This window comes from Microvirga calopogonii, assembly GCF_003347665.1.
Lineage (GTDB): Bacteria > Pseudomonadota > Alphaproteobacteria > Rhizobiales > Beijerinckiaceae > Microvirga > Microvirga calopogonii.
Window position 1 is genome coordinate 1 of record NZ_QDGA01000120.1, and the last position, 13,322, is coordinate 13,322.

The 13,322-nt window shown below is 60.9% G+C and carries 13 protein-coding genes; 7 read left to right on the forward strand and 6 right to left on the reverse strand.

All coding sequences use genetic code 11. The annotated features are described in order from the left end of the window. Positions 1-34 precede the first annotated feature (34 nt). Positions 35-859 (reverse strand): IS5 family transposase, encoded by an 825-nt coding sequence (locus tag DDF70_RS32020; RefSeq protein WP_114948207.1) that lies wholly within the window; start codon positions 857-859, stop codon positions 35-37. A gap of 167 nt (positions 860-1,026) precedes the next feature. On the opposite strand from DDF70_RS32020, the gene DDF70_RS32025 reads away from it, so the two are divergent. From DDF70_RS32025 to DDF70_RS32050, 6 genes are all read left to right on the forward strand, one after another. Continuing rightward, positions 1,027-1,848 (forward strand): bestrophin family protein, encoded by an 822-nt coding sequence (locus tag DDF70_RS32025; protein WP_114948670.1) that lies wholly within the window; start codon positions 1,027-1,029, stop codon positions 1,846-1,848. 553 nt (positions 1,849-2,401) lie between these two features. Next, positions 2,402-3,763, forward strand: a complete 1,362-nt coding sequence (locus tag DDF70_RS32030) for an NAD(P)H-dependent oxidoreductase (protein WP_114948671.1) — start codon at positions 2,402-2,404, stop codon at positions 3,761-3,763. Between the two features lie 109 nt (positions 3,764-3,872). After that, complete coding sequence (locus DDF70_RS32035) at positions 3,873-4,856, forward strand: TRAP transporter substrate-binding protein (protein WP_114948672.1); 984 nt, start codon at positions 3,873-3,875, stop codon at positions 4,854-4,856. Further along, positions 4,853-5,428: a TRAP transporter small permease gene (locus tag DDF70_RS32040; protein WP_162820830.1), complete on the forward strand. Its 576-nt coding sequence runs from the start codon at positions 4,853-4,855 to the stop codon at positions 5,426-5,428. The genes DDF70_RS32035 and DDF70_RS32040 overlap by 4 nt, the downstream gene beginning before the upstream one ends. Beyond that, entirely contained in the window at positions 5,425-6,690 is a 1,266-nt protein-coding gene (locus DDF70_RS32045; RefSeq protein WP_114948674.1) for a TRAP transporter large permease, read from the forward strand. The genes DDF70_RS32040 and DDF70_RS32045 overlap by 4 nt, the downstream gene beginning before the upstream one ends. A gap of 69 nt (positions 6,691-6,759) precedes the next feature. Further along, positions 6,760-7,053 (forward strand): putative quinol monooxygenase, encoded by a 294-nt coding sequence (locus DDF70_RS32050; RefSeq protein WP_114948675.1) that lies wholly within the window; start codon positions 6,760-6,762, stop codon positions 7,051-7,053. Between the two features lie 34 nt (positions 7,054-7,087). Here the strand turns inward: DDF70_RS32050 and gcvA are convergent, their stop codons facing one another. From gcvA to DDF70_RS37680, 4 genes are all read right to left on the reverse strand, one after another. After that, positions 7,088-8,020 carry a transcriptional regulator GcvA gene (gene gcvA, locus DDF70_RS32055; RefSeq protein WP_162820831.1) on the reverse strand — a complete coding sequence of 311 codons (933 nt, stop codon included), beginning with the start codon at positions 8,018-8,020 and terminating at the stop codon, positions 7,088-7,090. A gap of 167 nt (positions 8,021-8,187) precedes the next feature. Further along, positions 8,188-8,727, reverse strand: a complete 540-nt coding sequence (locus tag DDF70_RS32060) for a 2,4'-dihydroxyacetophenone dioxygenase family protein (protein ID WP_114948677.1) — start codon at positions 8,725-8,727, stop codon at positions 8,188-8,190. A gap of 26 nt (positions 8,728-8,753) precedes the next feature. Then, positions 8,754-9,503: an SDR family NAD(P)-dependent oxidoreductase gene (locus DDF70_RS32065; protein WP_114948678.1), complete on the reverse strand. Its 750-nt coding sequence runs from the start codon at positions 9,501-9,503 to the stop codon at positions 8,754-8,756. A 470-nt stretch (positions 9,504-9,973) separates the two neighbouring features. After that, a complete protein-coding gene (locus DDF70_RS37680; protein ID WP_205772553.1) occupies positions 9,974-10,303 on the reverse strand; it encodes a hypothetical protein in 330 nt (109 codons plus the stop codon). 380 nt (positions 10,304-10,683) lie between these two features. Between DDF70_RS37680 and DDF70_RS32075 the strand changes: the two genes are divergently transcribed. Then, a complete protein-coding gene (locus tag DDF70_RS32075) occupies positions 10,684-11,478 on the forward strand; it encodes a class I SAM-dependent methyltransferase (protein WP_114948679.1) in 795 nt (264 codons plus the stop codon). Positions 11,479-11,816: 338 nt separating this feature from the next. On the opposite strand, the gene DDF70_RS32080 is transcribed toward DDF70_RS32075, so the two are convergent. Beyond that, entirely contained in the window at positions 11,817-13,253 is a 1,437-nt protein-coding gene (locus tag DDF70_RS32080) for an IS1182 family transposase (protein ID WP_114947838.1), read from the reverse strand. Between the last annotated feature and the right edge of the window lie 69 nt (positions 13,254-13,322).

Below are 13,322 nucleotides of genomic sequence, written 5' to 3' on the forward strand. Positions count from 1 at the left end.
TCTCAGAGTCTGACTCAGAAAGACGGGTTTGATTTCAGGGTCTTGCGAGCCTTCTGGTCAGCATCCGGATATGGGCGATAAAGGTCCAGGCGACGGCACTCTCGATAGAGGCTTCGAAGTCCTTGGCCAGACGACGGCAGCGTCCAAGCCAGGCGAATGTTCGCTCCACAACCCACCGGCACTTGAGCACCTGAAAGCCTTTGGCCGCATCCGAGCGTTTGATGATCTCGATCGTCCAGCGTCCGAGAGTGGCGATCGCGTCGCGCAACTTGTCGCCCGCATAGCCGCCATCGGCAAAGACATGGCGCAGCCAGGGATACAGCGCCCGGATGGAGGTCAGCACCTCCACCGCACCATCCCGGTCCTGGATGTCGGCGGTCTGGACCCTCAGCCCGACCAGATGGCCTTGCGTGTCGGTGATGATGTGGCGCTTGCGGCCCTTGATCGTCTTGCCGGCATCAAAGCCGCGCGGTCCGCCAGCTTCCGTGGTCTTGACCGACTGGCTGTCAATCACGCCGGCCGAGGGGCTCACCTCACGGCCGTCCTTCTCGCGCGAGGCCGCCACGAGAGCATGGTTGATCCGCTCGAAGGTGCCGTCCCGTGACCAGGCATAGAAGTAGCCCTGCACGGTCGAATACGGCGGAAACTCCTTGGGCAACTGGCGCCACTGGCAACCGGTCGAGGCCAGATACAGGATGGCCTCAACCACGGCCCGCAGGCAGGTGATGCGGGGACGCCCGATCTGCCGGGCGGCGGGCATGAAGGGTTCGATCAGCGCCCATTCGGCATCGGTGAGGTTGCTTGCATAACGCAGCCCGTCTCGCCGATACTGCCGGCGAGTGGCCTCGGTCCATACCATCGTGATCTCCCTCGAATCTTCGCAAATCCGACGGAATCACAGGGGCTTGAGGCCACTCAACCTTTTTCAGTCAGCCTCTCAGGCTGGAGCTTCTTGACTGTACCGACGACGATCCTGGCAGTTATAGGATCGGCGCTCGCGATTAGTCTCGCGTTCAAGAGCCAGCAATGCTATGCGCCTTCAACGAAGGCCTTATTCTATCTGGCCAACTCAACACGGCCAGTTTGGTCCTGGCTAACAGGTTGATGACGACGATAGGCAATCGAGATGATACGCCTGACCCAAAACTGAAAGAGATATTCTACCGCCATTTTGCGTGGCTGACGGCCCTACGCTTTTATCTGCGTGACAAACGGTCCTGGGAGAACACGTTTGCCGCAGGGAACGCTAGTTTCCTTGCCAGGAATCCGAGTCCCGAAAGTCATTCCACCCTTGAAGATGAGCTGAAGATCTATTTGCCAAGCGCCGATGTGCAGAGAGTCATGGCGCATCGCGGCGACAAGGAGGCTCTCATTCTGCATTGGCAGTATGTAGCCATTCGAGAACTCTACGACAAAAGCCTCATCAGCGAATTCATGTTCTCCGGGCTGGCGGCTGGGCTCGATGAACTTCTTCGATTGCAAGGCGGCCTGAAGCGAATCAAGAACTATCCGTATTCCCGTAATTACTGTTCTATCGCCGTCATTCTGGTGGTGATCTTCGTCGCGCTCGTGCCGTTCGGCCTCTTTCGGGACGCACGCGAATTGGGGGAAGCGGCTGGGATCGGAAATTGGACCGTCTGGTTGAATGTCCCGTTCAGCCTAATCGTCGGCTGGACATTTGTTTCGCTGGAAAAGGTCGGCGAGAATTCATCAAACCCCTTTGAAGGAAACGCGAACGATGTCCCCATCTCATCAATTACCCGGCGAATTGAGATCGAAATGCGGATGTTGCTCGGCGAGCAGACCGACCTCAAACCCATCGAGGCAAAAAATGATATCCTGTTCTAACGGCCGAAAACATCAGCCATGCGCTCGGCTGTAGCCATGCGGGCGGGCTCGTGGCCAAGGCCAGCAACCAAGCCTAAAGACTCGGACTATCAATCGCAACGTCGTCAACCCTGCAACTTGTATTAAGGCATTTCTTCAACTGGGAATGTCAGGTAATGGCACTCCTGAGACCTAAGCTCGAAGGCAGCAATCCACATCGAACCGGACGTTACGAGAAAGCAGGGAATCTTAGTTCCTGATCCAAGTCGGACCTTAGCGATCATCCATTAAATGGACCGACGGCGATCGGGCAGATGTGTTGCCCGGCCTGATGGACAACTCGGCTGTCATTGAATTGCCCGTTAACGCAATGCCTGTTTACGTAAGTTGGTCCTGTGCGAAATCTTGCTAGGTATACTGTGCAGCGGCTCTTCGCTTTGACGTCAGTTCCGTTCTGCCAAGCTTGGCCTTAGCAACCTCAGTTTAGCTGAGCTTACGTGAGGCTGAATTTTGATCTTCTCGTGCCCCGAGTATCGCTGGGTTTAACGTTGGGGCAAGCAAACGGGAGGACTGCATGAACTTGGCGACAATGTTGAAGGCGCGAGCCGAAGAGGGCCGCCCGATCCGGGTGGGGCTGATTGGGGCGGGCAAGTTCGGCGCCATGTTCCTCGCTCAGGCGCGTCTCACCCCAGGCATGCACATCCTCGGGATCTCCGACCTGAACCCGGAACGGGCACGGGAAACCTGCCGACGCGTCGGCTGGAGCGAGGAGCAGTACAGCGCGGGCAACTTCGACGAGGCGCGGCGGACCGGCGCGACTTTCATCACGGACTCGAATGACGCGTTGATCAAGGCTGATGGCCTCGACGTGCTGATCGAGGCGACCGGAAACCCTGAGGTGGGCATTCGCCACTGCCTCGACGCAATCGAGAACGGCCGCCACGTGATCATGGTGAACGTGGAGGCCGACGTCGTCGCGGGACCGTTGCTGGCCCACAAGGCACGCCAGGCCGGCCTCGTCTACAGCCTGGCCTATGGCGATCAGCCTGCGATCATTTGCGAGCATATCGACTGGGCACGCGCCTGCGGCTTCACCGTGGTGAGCGCCGGAAAAGGCACGCGCTATCACCCGAGCTTCCACGCCTCAACGCCGGACACCGTCTGGCAGAACTTTGGTCTCTCGCCTGAGCTCGCTGCTCGCGCTGGCAACAATCCGAAGATGTTTAACTCCTTCATCGACGGCACGAAGTCCAGCATCGAGATGACGGCAGTTTGCAATGCCTCGGGACTGACGCCTCAGCCGAATGGCCTCGGCTTCCCACCGGCGTCATGTTATGATTTGGCGGAAATCTGCAAGCCAAAGGCGGACGGCGGAACCCTGAGCCACGAGGGTACCACGGAAGTGGTCTCGTCGCTGAACCGTGACATGACGCCAGTCGAGCATCACCTCCAGATCGGCACGTACGTTGTCATCAAGGCGGAGGACGAGTACGTCCGCCACTGCATTGAGGAGTATCGCTTCTTTCCCGACAGCAGCTTCAAGTACTCGGCCATGTACCGTCCGGCCCATCTGATCGGCCTCGAGCTTGGCATCTCTATTGCCTCAATTGGTCTCAGAGGCGAACCGACGGGGTCGCCAACTGGGTTCCGCTCGGACGTTGTGGCCACCGCGAAGCGCGACCTCAAACCCGGGGAGGTTCTCGACGGGGAGGGCGGTTACTGCGTCTGGGGCAAGCAGATGCCCGCAACAGAGTCCCTTCGGATCGGCGGACTGCCTCTCGGCCTGGCGCAGAACGTGAAGCTCAAGACAGCCAAGCGCGGTGGTGAGCCCGTGTGCTGGTCGGACGTGGAGATTGACCACGACAATGCCGCGGTCCGCATCCGGAGAGAGATGGAAGCCATGTTCTCCTCGAAGACCAAGAGCCAAGCCGCATAGGTCGACCTTGAGAAGGCACGAACCCGCGACGCCAAGCGGGTTCGGCCTGAAAATAAGCCGCATCGAAGAAGGAGCCTTGCCAATGAGCTCCCACCATAGGAGGAAACCCATGAAGAGTCTGACGAAGTTGTTTTCCGCTGGCCTCGCGATGGCCTTCCTGGCAGGTGTTGCCGAGGCCCGCACCCTGCGGGTCGGCCACGGCACCACGGAAACGAACCCGCGGCATGTCGCGGCACAGTTCTTTGCCAAGCGTGTCGACGAGCTTTCCAAAGGCAAGCTGAAGATCGCGGTCGGCGGCAATGCTCAGTTCGGCGACGACGTCGAGATGCTCACAGCCCTGCGGCTCGGCACCCTCGACATGTCCCTCAACGCGCAGGGGCCGATGGCCAACATCGTGCCTGAAGTCGGGGCGCTGTCGCTGCCATTCCTGTTCAAGAATCCGTCGACTGCCTGGAAGGTTCTCGACGGTGCCCTAGGCGATGAACTGGCAGCCAAGGCCGAGGCCAAGCAACTCGTCGTGCTGGCGTACTGGGACAACGGGATCCGGCACATCACCAACAAGGTGCGCCCGATCACGACACCCGCCGACCTGAAAGGGCTGAAGATCCGGGTGCCGTCCGATCCGGTTGCCATCGAGTCTTTTACGGCACTCGGTGCTAGCCCAACGCCAATGGCCTTCTCGGAACTTTACCTGGCGCTCCAGCAGGGTGTTGTTGACGGGCAGGAAAACCCGTTGATGAACATCTTCCATTCGAAGTTCCAGGAAGTGCAGAAGTACTTGTCACTCACGTCCCACAAGTACGAGATGACGCCCTTCCTCATGAGCAAGGCGACCTGGGGTTCACTGTCAGCCGACGACAAAAAGGTGATCAAGCAGGCGGCCGTCGAGGCCAGGGACCATCAGCGCGAGCTTACCACCCAGGCTGACCGTGAACTGCGCCAGAAGCTTGAGGCGGCTGGGATGAAGATCAACGAAGTCGATATCGAGCCCTTCCGTGCCGCCACGAAGTCTGTCTACGACAAATGGCAGAACGGTCCGAACGCAGAACTGGTGAAGCAGTTGACGACTGCTGCCCAGGGGGTCTCGCAGTGAGCCTGCGAGGTGCGGCTCCCGACGCTCCGGTGTCGGGAGCCAGCCGCGTCGTCCACTCAATTGATGAGGCGATCCGGTGGGCGGCGACCGTCGTGCTGATGGTCACGACAGTCATTCTCTTCGTGGCAATCGGATCCGAAGTCCTGATCCGCTACGGAACCCAGCAAAGCTCGCTCTGGCTGACTGAGCTGCCTGCGATCTTGTTCCCGTGGATGACGGCTGCCGGCTTCGTTCTGGCCGCGCAGTACGGCCAGCACTTCCTCGTCGAGTTCGGGATCAATCTCATGGGGCCGCGAACGGCCCGTACCGTGTTCATGGTCACCCAACTCCTGAATGCCGCGACCTTCTTCTACCTGAGCTGGACAGGACTTGAGATCCTCGAGGTGACCGGCAGCGAGATCATGCCGATGACAGGCATTCCTAGCTCCTGGTCCTATCTCGGGGTCGTGATTGGCTTCGTGCTTCTCGGCGTCACGTCACTGACCACGCTGTACGAAGCTGTGTCGACCTCGTGCAATCCGCTCAAGATCCGCACGCCTCCGTCTGAGATCACCGAAGGGAGTGCTGCATGACACTCGTGATGACGCTGGTCTTTACCCTTCTGCTCATTCTGGCCGTTCCGGTCGGCTACGCTCTCATCATCAGCTCGACAGCAGCCATCATCGCCACCGGTGAGGTGCCGGCCACGGTCGCCCTGCTGAAGCTGTTCCAGCAAACGCAGAGCTTTCCGCTGATTGCGATCCCATTCTTCATCCTCGCCGGCGCGCTGATGATGACGGGGCAGATGGGCGAGCATCTCATCGAGTTCGCAAACCGGCTGGTAGCGAGGTATCGAGGTGGGCTCGGGCAGGCAACCGTCATCGGCGCGACAGTGTTCGGCGGCGTGTCCGGATCGGCGGTCGCAAGCGCCTCAGCGCTGGGATCGATCATGATCCCTTGGCAGCGCCGAGCCGGCTATCCCGCGCCCTTTTGCGCCGCACTGAACTCGAGCGCGCCGATCATCGACCTTATGATCCCTCCGTCGATCCCGATGATCCTATATGCGCTGGTCTCGAACGTTTCGATCGGAGCGCTGTTCCTCGCCGGCATCCTGCCCGGCCTCCTTTTGGCCGTTGCGTTCCTGGCGGTCTGCAACATCGTCGCCCGCGTTCGGGCCTTTCCCTATTCGCCTCCAGAGAAGCTCGACCGAGGAGCCCTGCTGAGAGGAGTTCTGTGGGCGCTGCCGTCGCTCCTGATGCCAGTCTTCATCGTGATCACGTTGAGGTTCGGGATCGCGACGCCGACCGAGGTGAGCATCATCGCCTGTGCCTATGCGCTTGTTGTATCAGGGCTGATTTATCGCGACCTCAACCTGAAGCGGGTCTACGTCAGCATCTTGTCAACCGGTGTGATCACCGGCGTGATCATGCTCGTGATCATGGGCTCGGCCCCAATGGGCTGGATCATGACCTTCGACGACATCCCTTCCGTATTCGCTGAATGGGCACGTGAGACACTTCAATCGAAGTGGCTCATCATCCTCGCTATGAACGTGATCATGCTCGTCATCGGCACCTTCCTTGACCTACCTCCGGCGATCTTGTTGCTGGGTCCGATCTTTGTGCCGTTGGCAGAGGAGATCGGCCTCGATCTCGTGCAGCTCGGCCTCATCATGGTGCTGAACTGTGCCATAGGACTGTACACGCCGCCGGTAGGCACAACGTTGTTCGTCTCCTGCTCGATTGCGGGCGTCACGATGGGCAGCACCCTAAAAGATCTTGCTCCGTTCTTGATTGCGTCCCTTCTGGTCCTGCTCGCGATCTCGTACATCCCTGCGCTCACGCTGCACTTCTAGTAAGACGCAGTCCCTTCAAACTTGACGCCGTGGGGCACGACCCACGGAGCATTTTCGTGGAGAGATCTTATGTTTGTCGTCGTTGCAGCATTCGAGGTGAATTCCACCGACCGGGAACGCTTCCTTGCAGTTGCCCATGAGGATGCGACCATGTCCGTGGAGCGTGAGCCCGGATGCCGACAGTTCGATGTTTGTGTCGATCCAGAGCGGGAAGGATCGATCCTGTTCTACGAAGTCTACGACAATGCGGCGGCGTTCGAGGAGCACAAGCGCACCGACCACTTCAAGACTTTCGACGAGGGGAGCCGGCCCCTGATCGTGCGCAGCGACGTCCGCTTTCTTGATAGAATCTGCCCACGATGAGCATTAACGCAGGCGATCACCTGGGATTGTTGCTTCAGACAGTCTGGAGCGTGGTGTCAGTGTAGACCTTCTCCCGAGGAAACTCACCCCGCATCTCCGGATACTGGAACAACCACTCGCGAAACATTTTGACCGCACTGCGCTGAAGGTTCTCGAACGGGCAGGTCAACCAGAGCATCTGCCGCACAAAGGTCTGCCGTCCTCGGAACGGTATGACCAGCCGCCCCTCTCGAAGGTCGATATCAGCGAAGATCTCGCTGTCCAAGGCAACCCCGAGACCGTCAATGGCAGCTTGGATTGCCATGAACGACCGATCGAATCTCGGCCCGCGCTGGGCAATCGACGAAGGAAGATGGTTGGCGCAGAGCCACATCTCCCAAGTCACAGGGCACTTGACGGAGTGAATCAGGCGGACGCCTCGGACGAGGTCGGCCGGGCTTTGCAGCTCCAGGTTCTGTATCAGCTTGGGACTGGCCAGCGGCACGATATTGTCACGGTGGAGGGGTTCTACATGCAAACCCTTCCAGTCTCCTGTCCCGACCCGGAACTCGAGATCGACCGCCTCGCGGGCGAAGTCGGTTTTTTCGTTGGTAGCATCCACCCGTACATCAAGGTCCGGGTATTCGGCGACGAAATCAGGAAGACGAGGTAGGAGCCATTTCATGGCAAAGCTTGGGCTTGATCGAATCATCAGGATCTCAGGGTTGAGATGGCTGTGGACCCGTTCGGTAGCCTCAACCATGGACTCGAAGGCCGAGGCGATTGAAGCATAGTAGAGTTCTCCCGCTTCCGTGAGCAGGATGCGACGGTTCAGGCGCTTGAACAGCGTGAGCGCAAGAAACTCCTCGAGGATCTTGATCTGCTGACTGACCGCCGAGGGGGTCACGTTCAGCTCGGCGGCAGCCGCTTGGAAGCTGAGATTCCGTGCTGCCGCCTCGAATGCGGCAAGAGTCCTCAGTGGAGGCATTCGCGTAATCATCCGTTCGGCCAAGAGGTTTCTCCTTCGCCAATAATCAGCGCTTCCCAGAGGCGGGGCCAGCTCAGGGATTGCATCATGAGGCGAAGTGATACCGTTGTCACTCGTGCGAGGGAGACCCCTTTGGGGCCCCGTTCAACGCCGATCGGGCTGAACCGTCAGCGGATGAACTGATCGATGTAGTCGGCACCGAGGCCGTTTTGGGCATAGTGGGCGCGGCACTTGTCCATCCGAGTGAACACGTCGTCGTACCCAGTGGTCCGGCCGTCCGGGTCGACATAGATCATCGCGCCGTTCACCTGAAACAGCGTGATCATCTCCTCCACATGCGGGTCGACGACAAGTGTGTGGGTTTCTCCGGGCGCCTCGTAGGCATAGGAGCCCTCCGTCGCGATCCAATCGTGCTCTAGGTAGCGCCATTCACCTTTCAGTACGAAAGCATGCACCGGCTGCGGGTGGCGGTGGCGCGAAAGTACGCCAGCCTTGCGAACCCGCAGAAGGTTCATCCAGTAGCCCCGTGATGCTGCGAGCAGCAGCGGTCGGAACCACACATTCTCCTCCACCGGCACCCAGATGCGCTCGTCCGTCGGGATGGCATTCGGCACCACGAGCTCCGGCGGGGACTCCTTCGGCTGGGGGTGCCGGTAGGGCACCCATTTGTCATTGCTTGGGGGTGCGATCGGGTTTGACGAGGTCATGGCAGGGCTCCCGGGAGAGGTGTCGGTCAAAGGGTGAGATAGCCGCCATCAACTGGCAGGATGGCGCCAGTCACGAACTGGGCGGCCGGGGAGGCGAGGAACACCACGCCAGCAGCCACCTCCTCGGGCGTTCCCCAGCGGCCCATGGGGGTACGGGACAGAATGGGGCGGCTGCGCTCGGGATCGTCCTGAAGAGCCTGGGTAAGGGGGGTGGCGATCCAGCCCGGTGCAACGGCGTTGACCCGAATGCCATCAGTGGCCCAGGCCGCGGCGAGGCTTTTGGTGAGTTGTCCGATTCCACCCTTCGAGGCGCTGTAGGCCGGCACTCGCGGGCCGCCGAAGAAGGTGAGCATCGAGGCGATGTTCACGACGCAGCCGCGAGTCTCGGCGAGCTTGCCCTTGGCTGCGGAGGAAACCCGCATGGTGCCGGTCAGGTTGATTGCGAGCACGTCAGCAAAAATCTCCGGGTCGTGCTCAGCATCGCGGCGGATCACGCCTGCCGCGTTCACCAGAATGTCCAAGCGCTCCAAGCCCTTGATGACCGCGTCGATCGCGCGAGCATCCCGGACATCGAGGGTCAGGAACGTCAGCTTCGCATTCCCGGACTCGCCGGCCGCGTGCATCCGCTCAGCCTCGGTCGCGCCCGTCGCGATCACTCGCGCACCGAGATCGCGAAACGCTCGGGCGCAACCCAGCCCAATCCCGCTCGTCCCTCCTGTCACCAGGACAGTGCGATCGGTGAAGGCGCGAGGGGCAAATGTCGTGTCAATGGGCATCGGGAGTGGCCGACCTGATGGCTGAGGAACTGCTGATATTTTAATCAGGTCCCGTCGAAGCGCCGAGAGATGCAAAATTCATGCTCGGACAAGCCAGACTAATCTGAAACCTGTCCGTTTCCGGCAAGAAAGTCGTAAGCTCTGCGAGCAGGAGGCGATCCGAAGCCAATTGGACGCTACAGAAACTGGACCCGACTAGATCTTCCTGAGCGACTTAGGGGCTTCAGTTTACCTGAGGTCGATGGTGCTGCAATTCAGCAAAGTTGGCCAACCGATTAGTCTCGGGGCGACTGTGTGGGCGTCAGACGTATCCGCTCAATGTCGTCTCTTGTGAAGGGTTTCGGATGCCGGCCATCACAGACGCAGCCAGATGCACCGGGGCCGGCGTCCGAAAGCCTCCAGGGAACGAACCCGCGGGATGAAGTCCGCAGGTTTTGGCATATGGGGATTTGACGGTTCCGCCTGGCCCGCTATGGCCGGATAAACGCATTTGGCGCGTTCGACGTAAGTCTTCGACGGGTAGCCAGGACGCGGGAAGCCCGTGCAGGGAGCGATGCCGCCGTTGAAGAGCGGATGATTCCAGCCTTGCGACCTGGATCACCGGAGCCTGCGAGTTCAGTCGAACGAAACAATCCGGCCGCCGATGGCTCTGTCGGGGAGCGGCCGAGGAAGGCGGCGAAGGTCTTCACGCAGCGGATGTCGTCGTGCTGCGTCTTCGCGGTGAAGCCGCGCACGGTCATGTCCTCGATCATGCGCTGGCGCAAGGCGCTGCCGGCCGGAGGCGACGGGTGGACGATCATGGGGCGCTCCTCTCGAGCTGAAGGTTGACCCTTCATGCTCGGAGGCGGAGCAGCCTCCGTCACCTCTGATCGCTCACAGCCTCACTGACGCCAGAGGCTCAGCGTCAGCCTTGAACCGCGCGCCCTCCCGCGCGAGCTGGTTCGTTCTCTGGCACTTCTCGGAAGTAGACCGAGTGTCTGCTCTCGCAAGGAACAGCGGACGTTCCTTGAGGGTATGGGATCGTCAGTGCGTGACCCAGAGCCGATCATCATGTGGCTCTGCATTCCATAACAACGTCCCGTTATCGGAAATCCGCGCCCAGATACGGCGAAGGCCTCGAAGGCGCCTTTTTCCGCAGCGGCGGCCAGTCTATCCTGGGCCATCTGATTGGGCGCTGCGGATGACCGACGAACAGATTTACAGACAGGAAGCCGCCGCCGAGTACGACCACGCATTTTCGCATGTCTCGGCACACTTCGTCCCGTTTCTGCTGCAAGCCGCGCGACTTGCACCGGGTCAGCGTGTCCTTGATGTGGCCACCGGCACTGGTATCGCGGCCGAAGCAGCCTTGGCCGTCGTCGGCCCTGGGGGCTCGGTGGTGGCCGCTGACATCTCGCCGGAAATGATCGAGAAGGCGCGCCAGCGCCTCGGCGTATCTCCGAGCGCCTCCGCGGCAGTCGAGGACGGCCAAGCCCTGTCCTTCCCGGACGAGAGCTTCGACGCGGTGCTGTGCAGCCTCGGGCTGATGTTCTTTCCCGACCCGGGGCGCGGTCTCTCCGAGTTCCATCGTGTGCTCCGTCCCGACGGGTGGGCGGCGGTCTCCGTCACGACCTCGCCCGAGCGGTCTTACAATGGGATGATCAGCTTAGCCGTGGCGCGCCACGTGCCGTCCGTAGCGGCAGCGACCGCCCGCAGGTTCACTCTTGGCGACGAGGGGCGGCTGCGCTCGCTCTTCGAAGACTCTGGCTTCCGGGACGTGGACATCACCACCAAGGCCCACCGTTTCACGTTATCCTCCTTCGACGCCTACTTCGGGCCCTTTGAGCGGGGCGGTGGATCGTCCGGACAGGTGCTGGTTATGCTGCCGGCGGAGGCCCGTCACGCCGCGCGCGAAGAGATCCGGCGGGATCTCCGCGACACGGGCGGGCCAATCGACATCGAGGTGGAGTTCAGGATCGCCAGTGGTCGACGCTAGCGCGGCGTACCGAGTGCAGCGGTGTCCAGTTCCATAAAGGCGCGTCCACGAATTTGAACCGAAATCCAGGAAGGTCGCCTCATGGCACGGGGCGGACGAAAGCCGAACTTCCGTTGCTCATAGGGTAAGCTGACCTTCACAAGGCCACGCTCAACGGCTCAGATTGACCGAGGCTGTGTCAAAACGCAGATCGGGACCGAGTGAGCTCACCTCTGTGATCCTCTGATCGGCTGGAGCGCAGGTGACAACGGCCGTTTGGCTCATCGACAAGGCTGGATGTCATTCTTGCTGGTGTCCCAGCCATCGTGATCAGCTTGGGTGCCTAGAGCGATGCCCCCTCAGGACTGGATTGCTGCCAGCAGCGGCCCTGGTCCGAGGATCGCCAGAACCCGCTTCAGGTTATAGGCGAGCACGTGCAGGCTCATCTCGGTGCGCACCCGCTCCAAGGTCCGGGTCAGGAAGTGCGTAGCACCCATCCAGGCCTTGATCGTTCCAAACGGATGCTCCACCGTCTGCCGCCGCAGACGCGGCGTCTCCGGGGCCCGATCGAGCCGCTCCTGCATCGCATCGAGCACATCCTCATGCTCCCAGCGTCTGACCCGGCGCTCCTTGCCGGGCGTACACTGATCTTTGAGCGCACAGGTTTGGCAGCAGCTGGTCCAGTAGAGATGCAGCAGCATCCCATGCTCGATGGTGGAGCATCGTCGCGTCAGGCGCTCTCCGGCGGGACAGCGATAGGTGTCATCCTCGGGATGATAGACGAAGTCCTGCTTGCCGAAGCGTCCGTCAGCCTTGGCGCTCGAGTTGAGGGTCTTGGGCACATAGGGCGTGATCCCAGCTCTCTCGCAGGCCAGGATGTCCTCGCCCTTGTAGTAGCCTCTGTCCGCCAGAGCCTCCAGGCTCGGCGTGCCCATGGCACCCTGCGCCTGCTGGCCCATCACCGATAACTGGCCCCGATCCGAGCCGCTGTTGGTGACCTCATGTGCGACGATCAGGTGGTGCTGGACATCCACCGCGGCCTGAACGTTGTAGCCGACGATGCCCGTGCCGATGCCCCGGTTGGTCATCGCCCGCGCGTCCGGATCAGTGAGCGAGATCTGCTGGTCGGGAGCCGCCAGCACCTGCTGCTCCAGCTCCCGGAACTGCTGCATCTGCTCTCTGAGCGCCGCGATCTTGTCCTTGATCCGCCCGGCCTTCACCTGCGCCAGCTCGCTCTCCTGCCGATCGGCCGTGTCGAGGGCGGACAGATAGTGTGCGATGCTGGCCTCCACCTGCTCGATGCGCTTGGCGAGCTTGGCCGGCGTGAAGTTCTTGTCCCGCGCGTTGACCGCCTTGAACTTGGAGCCGTCGATGGCCACCACCGCCTGCGAGAACAGGTTGAGCGTGCGGCACAGCCCGACGAACTGGCGGCACACGGCCCGAATGGCCGGTCCATTGTCCTTGCGGAAGCGGGCGATGGTCTTGTGATCCGGCTGAAGCTGGCCGGTGAGCCACATCAGCTCAAGGTTGCGGCCGGTCTCCTGCTCGAGGCGGCGGCTGGACGGGATGCGGTTGAGATAGCCATAGATGTAGATCTTGAGCAGGGCCGCCGGATGGTAGGCCGGGCGGCCCGTCGCCTGTGGGATGACACTCTCGAACCCCAGGGCATGCAAGTCGAGTTCCTCGACAAAGACGTCGATCACCCGCACCGGATTGTCGTCACTGACGTACTCGTCGAGGCAGACCGGGAACAAGGTGCCTTGGCTGCGCTCCTGGCCTTGGACAAACCGCTTCATCGCGATCCCTCCAGTCCGTACTGACCCAACCAGATTACTAGATTCCGCGTTTTGACACAGCCTCGACCC

Excerpts from the sequence above, each read along its gene's own strand:
- DDF70_RS32020 (WP_114948207.1), bottom strand. The coding sequence starts at position 859 with ATGGTATGGACCGAGGCCACTCGCCGGCAGTATCGGCGAGACGGGCTG.
- DDF70_RS32025 (WP_114948670.1), top strand. The coding sequence starts at position 1,027 with ATGCTATGCGCCTTCAACGAAGGCCTTATTCTATCTGGCCAACTCAAC.
- DDF70_RS32030 (WP_114948671.1), top strand. The coding sequence starts at position 2,402 with ATGAACTTGGCGACAATGTTGAAGGCGCGAGCCGAAGAGGGCCGCCCG.
- DDF70_RS32035 (WP_114948672.1), top strand. The coding sequence starts at position 3,873 with ATGAAGAGTCTGACGAAGTTGTTTTCCGCTGGCCTCGCGATGGCCTTC.
- DDF70_RS32045 (WP_114948674.1), top strand. The coding sequence starts at position 5,425 with ATGACACTCGTGATGACGCTGGTCTTTACCCTTCTGCTCATTCTGGCC.
- DDF70_RS32050 (WP_114948675.1), top strand. The coding sequence starts at position 6,760 with ATGTTTGTCGTCGTTGCAGCATTCGAGGTGAATTCCACCGACCGGGAA.
- gcvA (WP_162820831.1), bottom strand. The coding sequence starts at position 8,020 with ATGCCTCCACTGAGGACTCTTGCCGCATTCGAGGCGGCAGCACGGAAT.
- DDF70_RS32060 (WP_114948677.1), bottom strand. The coding sequence starts at position 8,727 with ATGACCTCGTCAAACCCGATCGCACCCCCAAGCAATGACAAATGGGTG.
- DDF70_RS32065 (WP_114948678.1), bottom strand. The coding sequence starts at position 9,503 with ATGCCCATTGACACGACATTTGCCCCTCGCGCCTTCACCGATCGCACT.
- DDF70_RS37680 (WP_205772553.1), bottom strand. The coding sequence starts at position 10,303 with ATGATCGTCCACCCGTCGCCTCCGGCCGGCAGCGCCTTGCGCCAGCGC.
- DDF70_RS32075 (WP_114948679.1), top strand. The coding sequence starts at position 10,684 with ATGACCGACGAACAGATTTACAGACAGGAAGCCGCCGCCGAGTACGAC.
- DDF70_RS32080 (WP_114947838.1), bottom strand. The coding sequence starts at position 13,253 with ATGAAGCGGTTTGTCCAAGGCCAGGAGCGCAGCCAAGGCACCTTGTTC.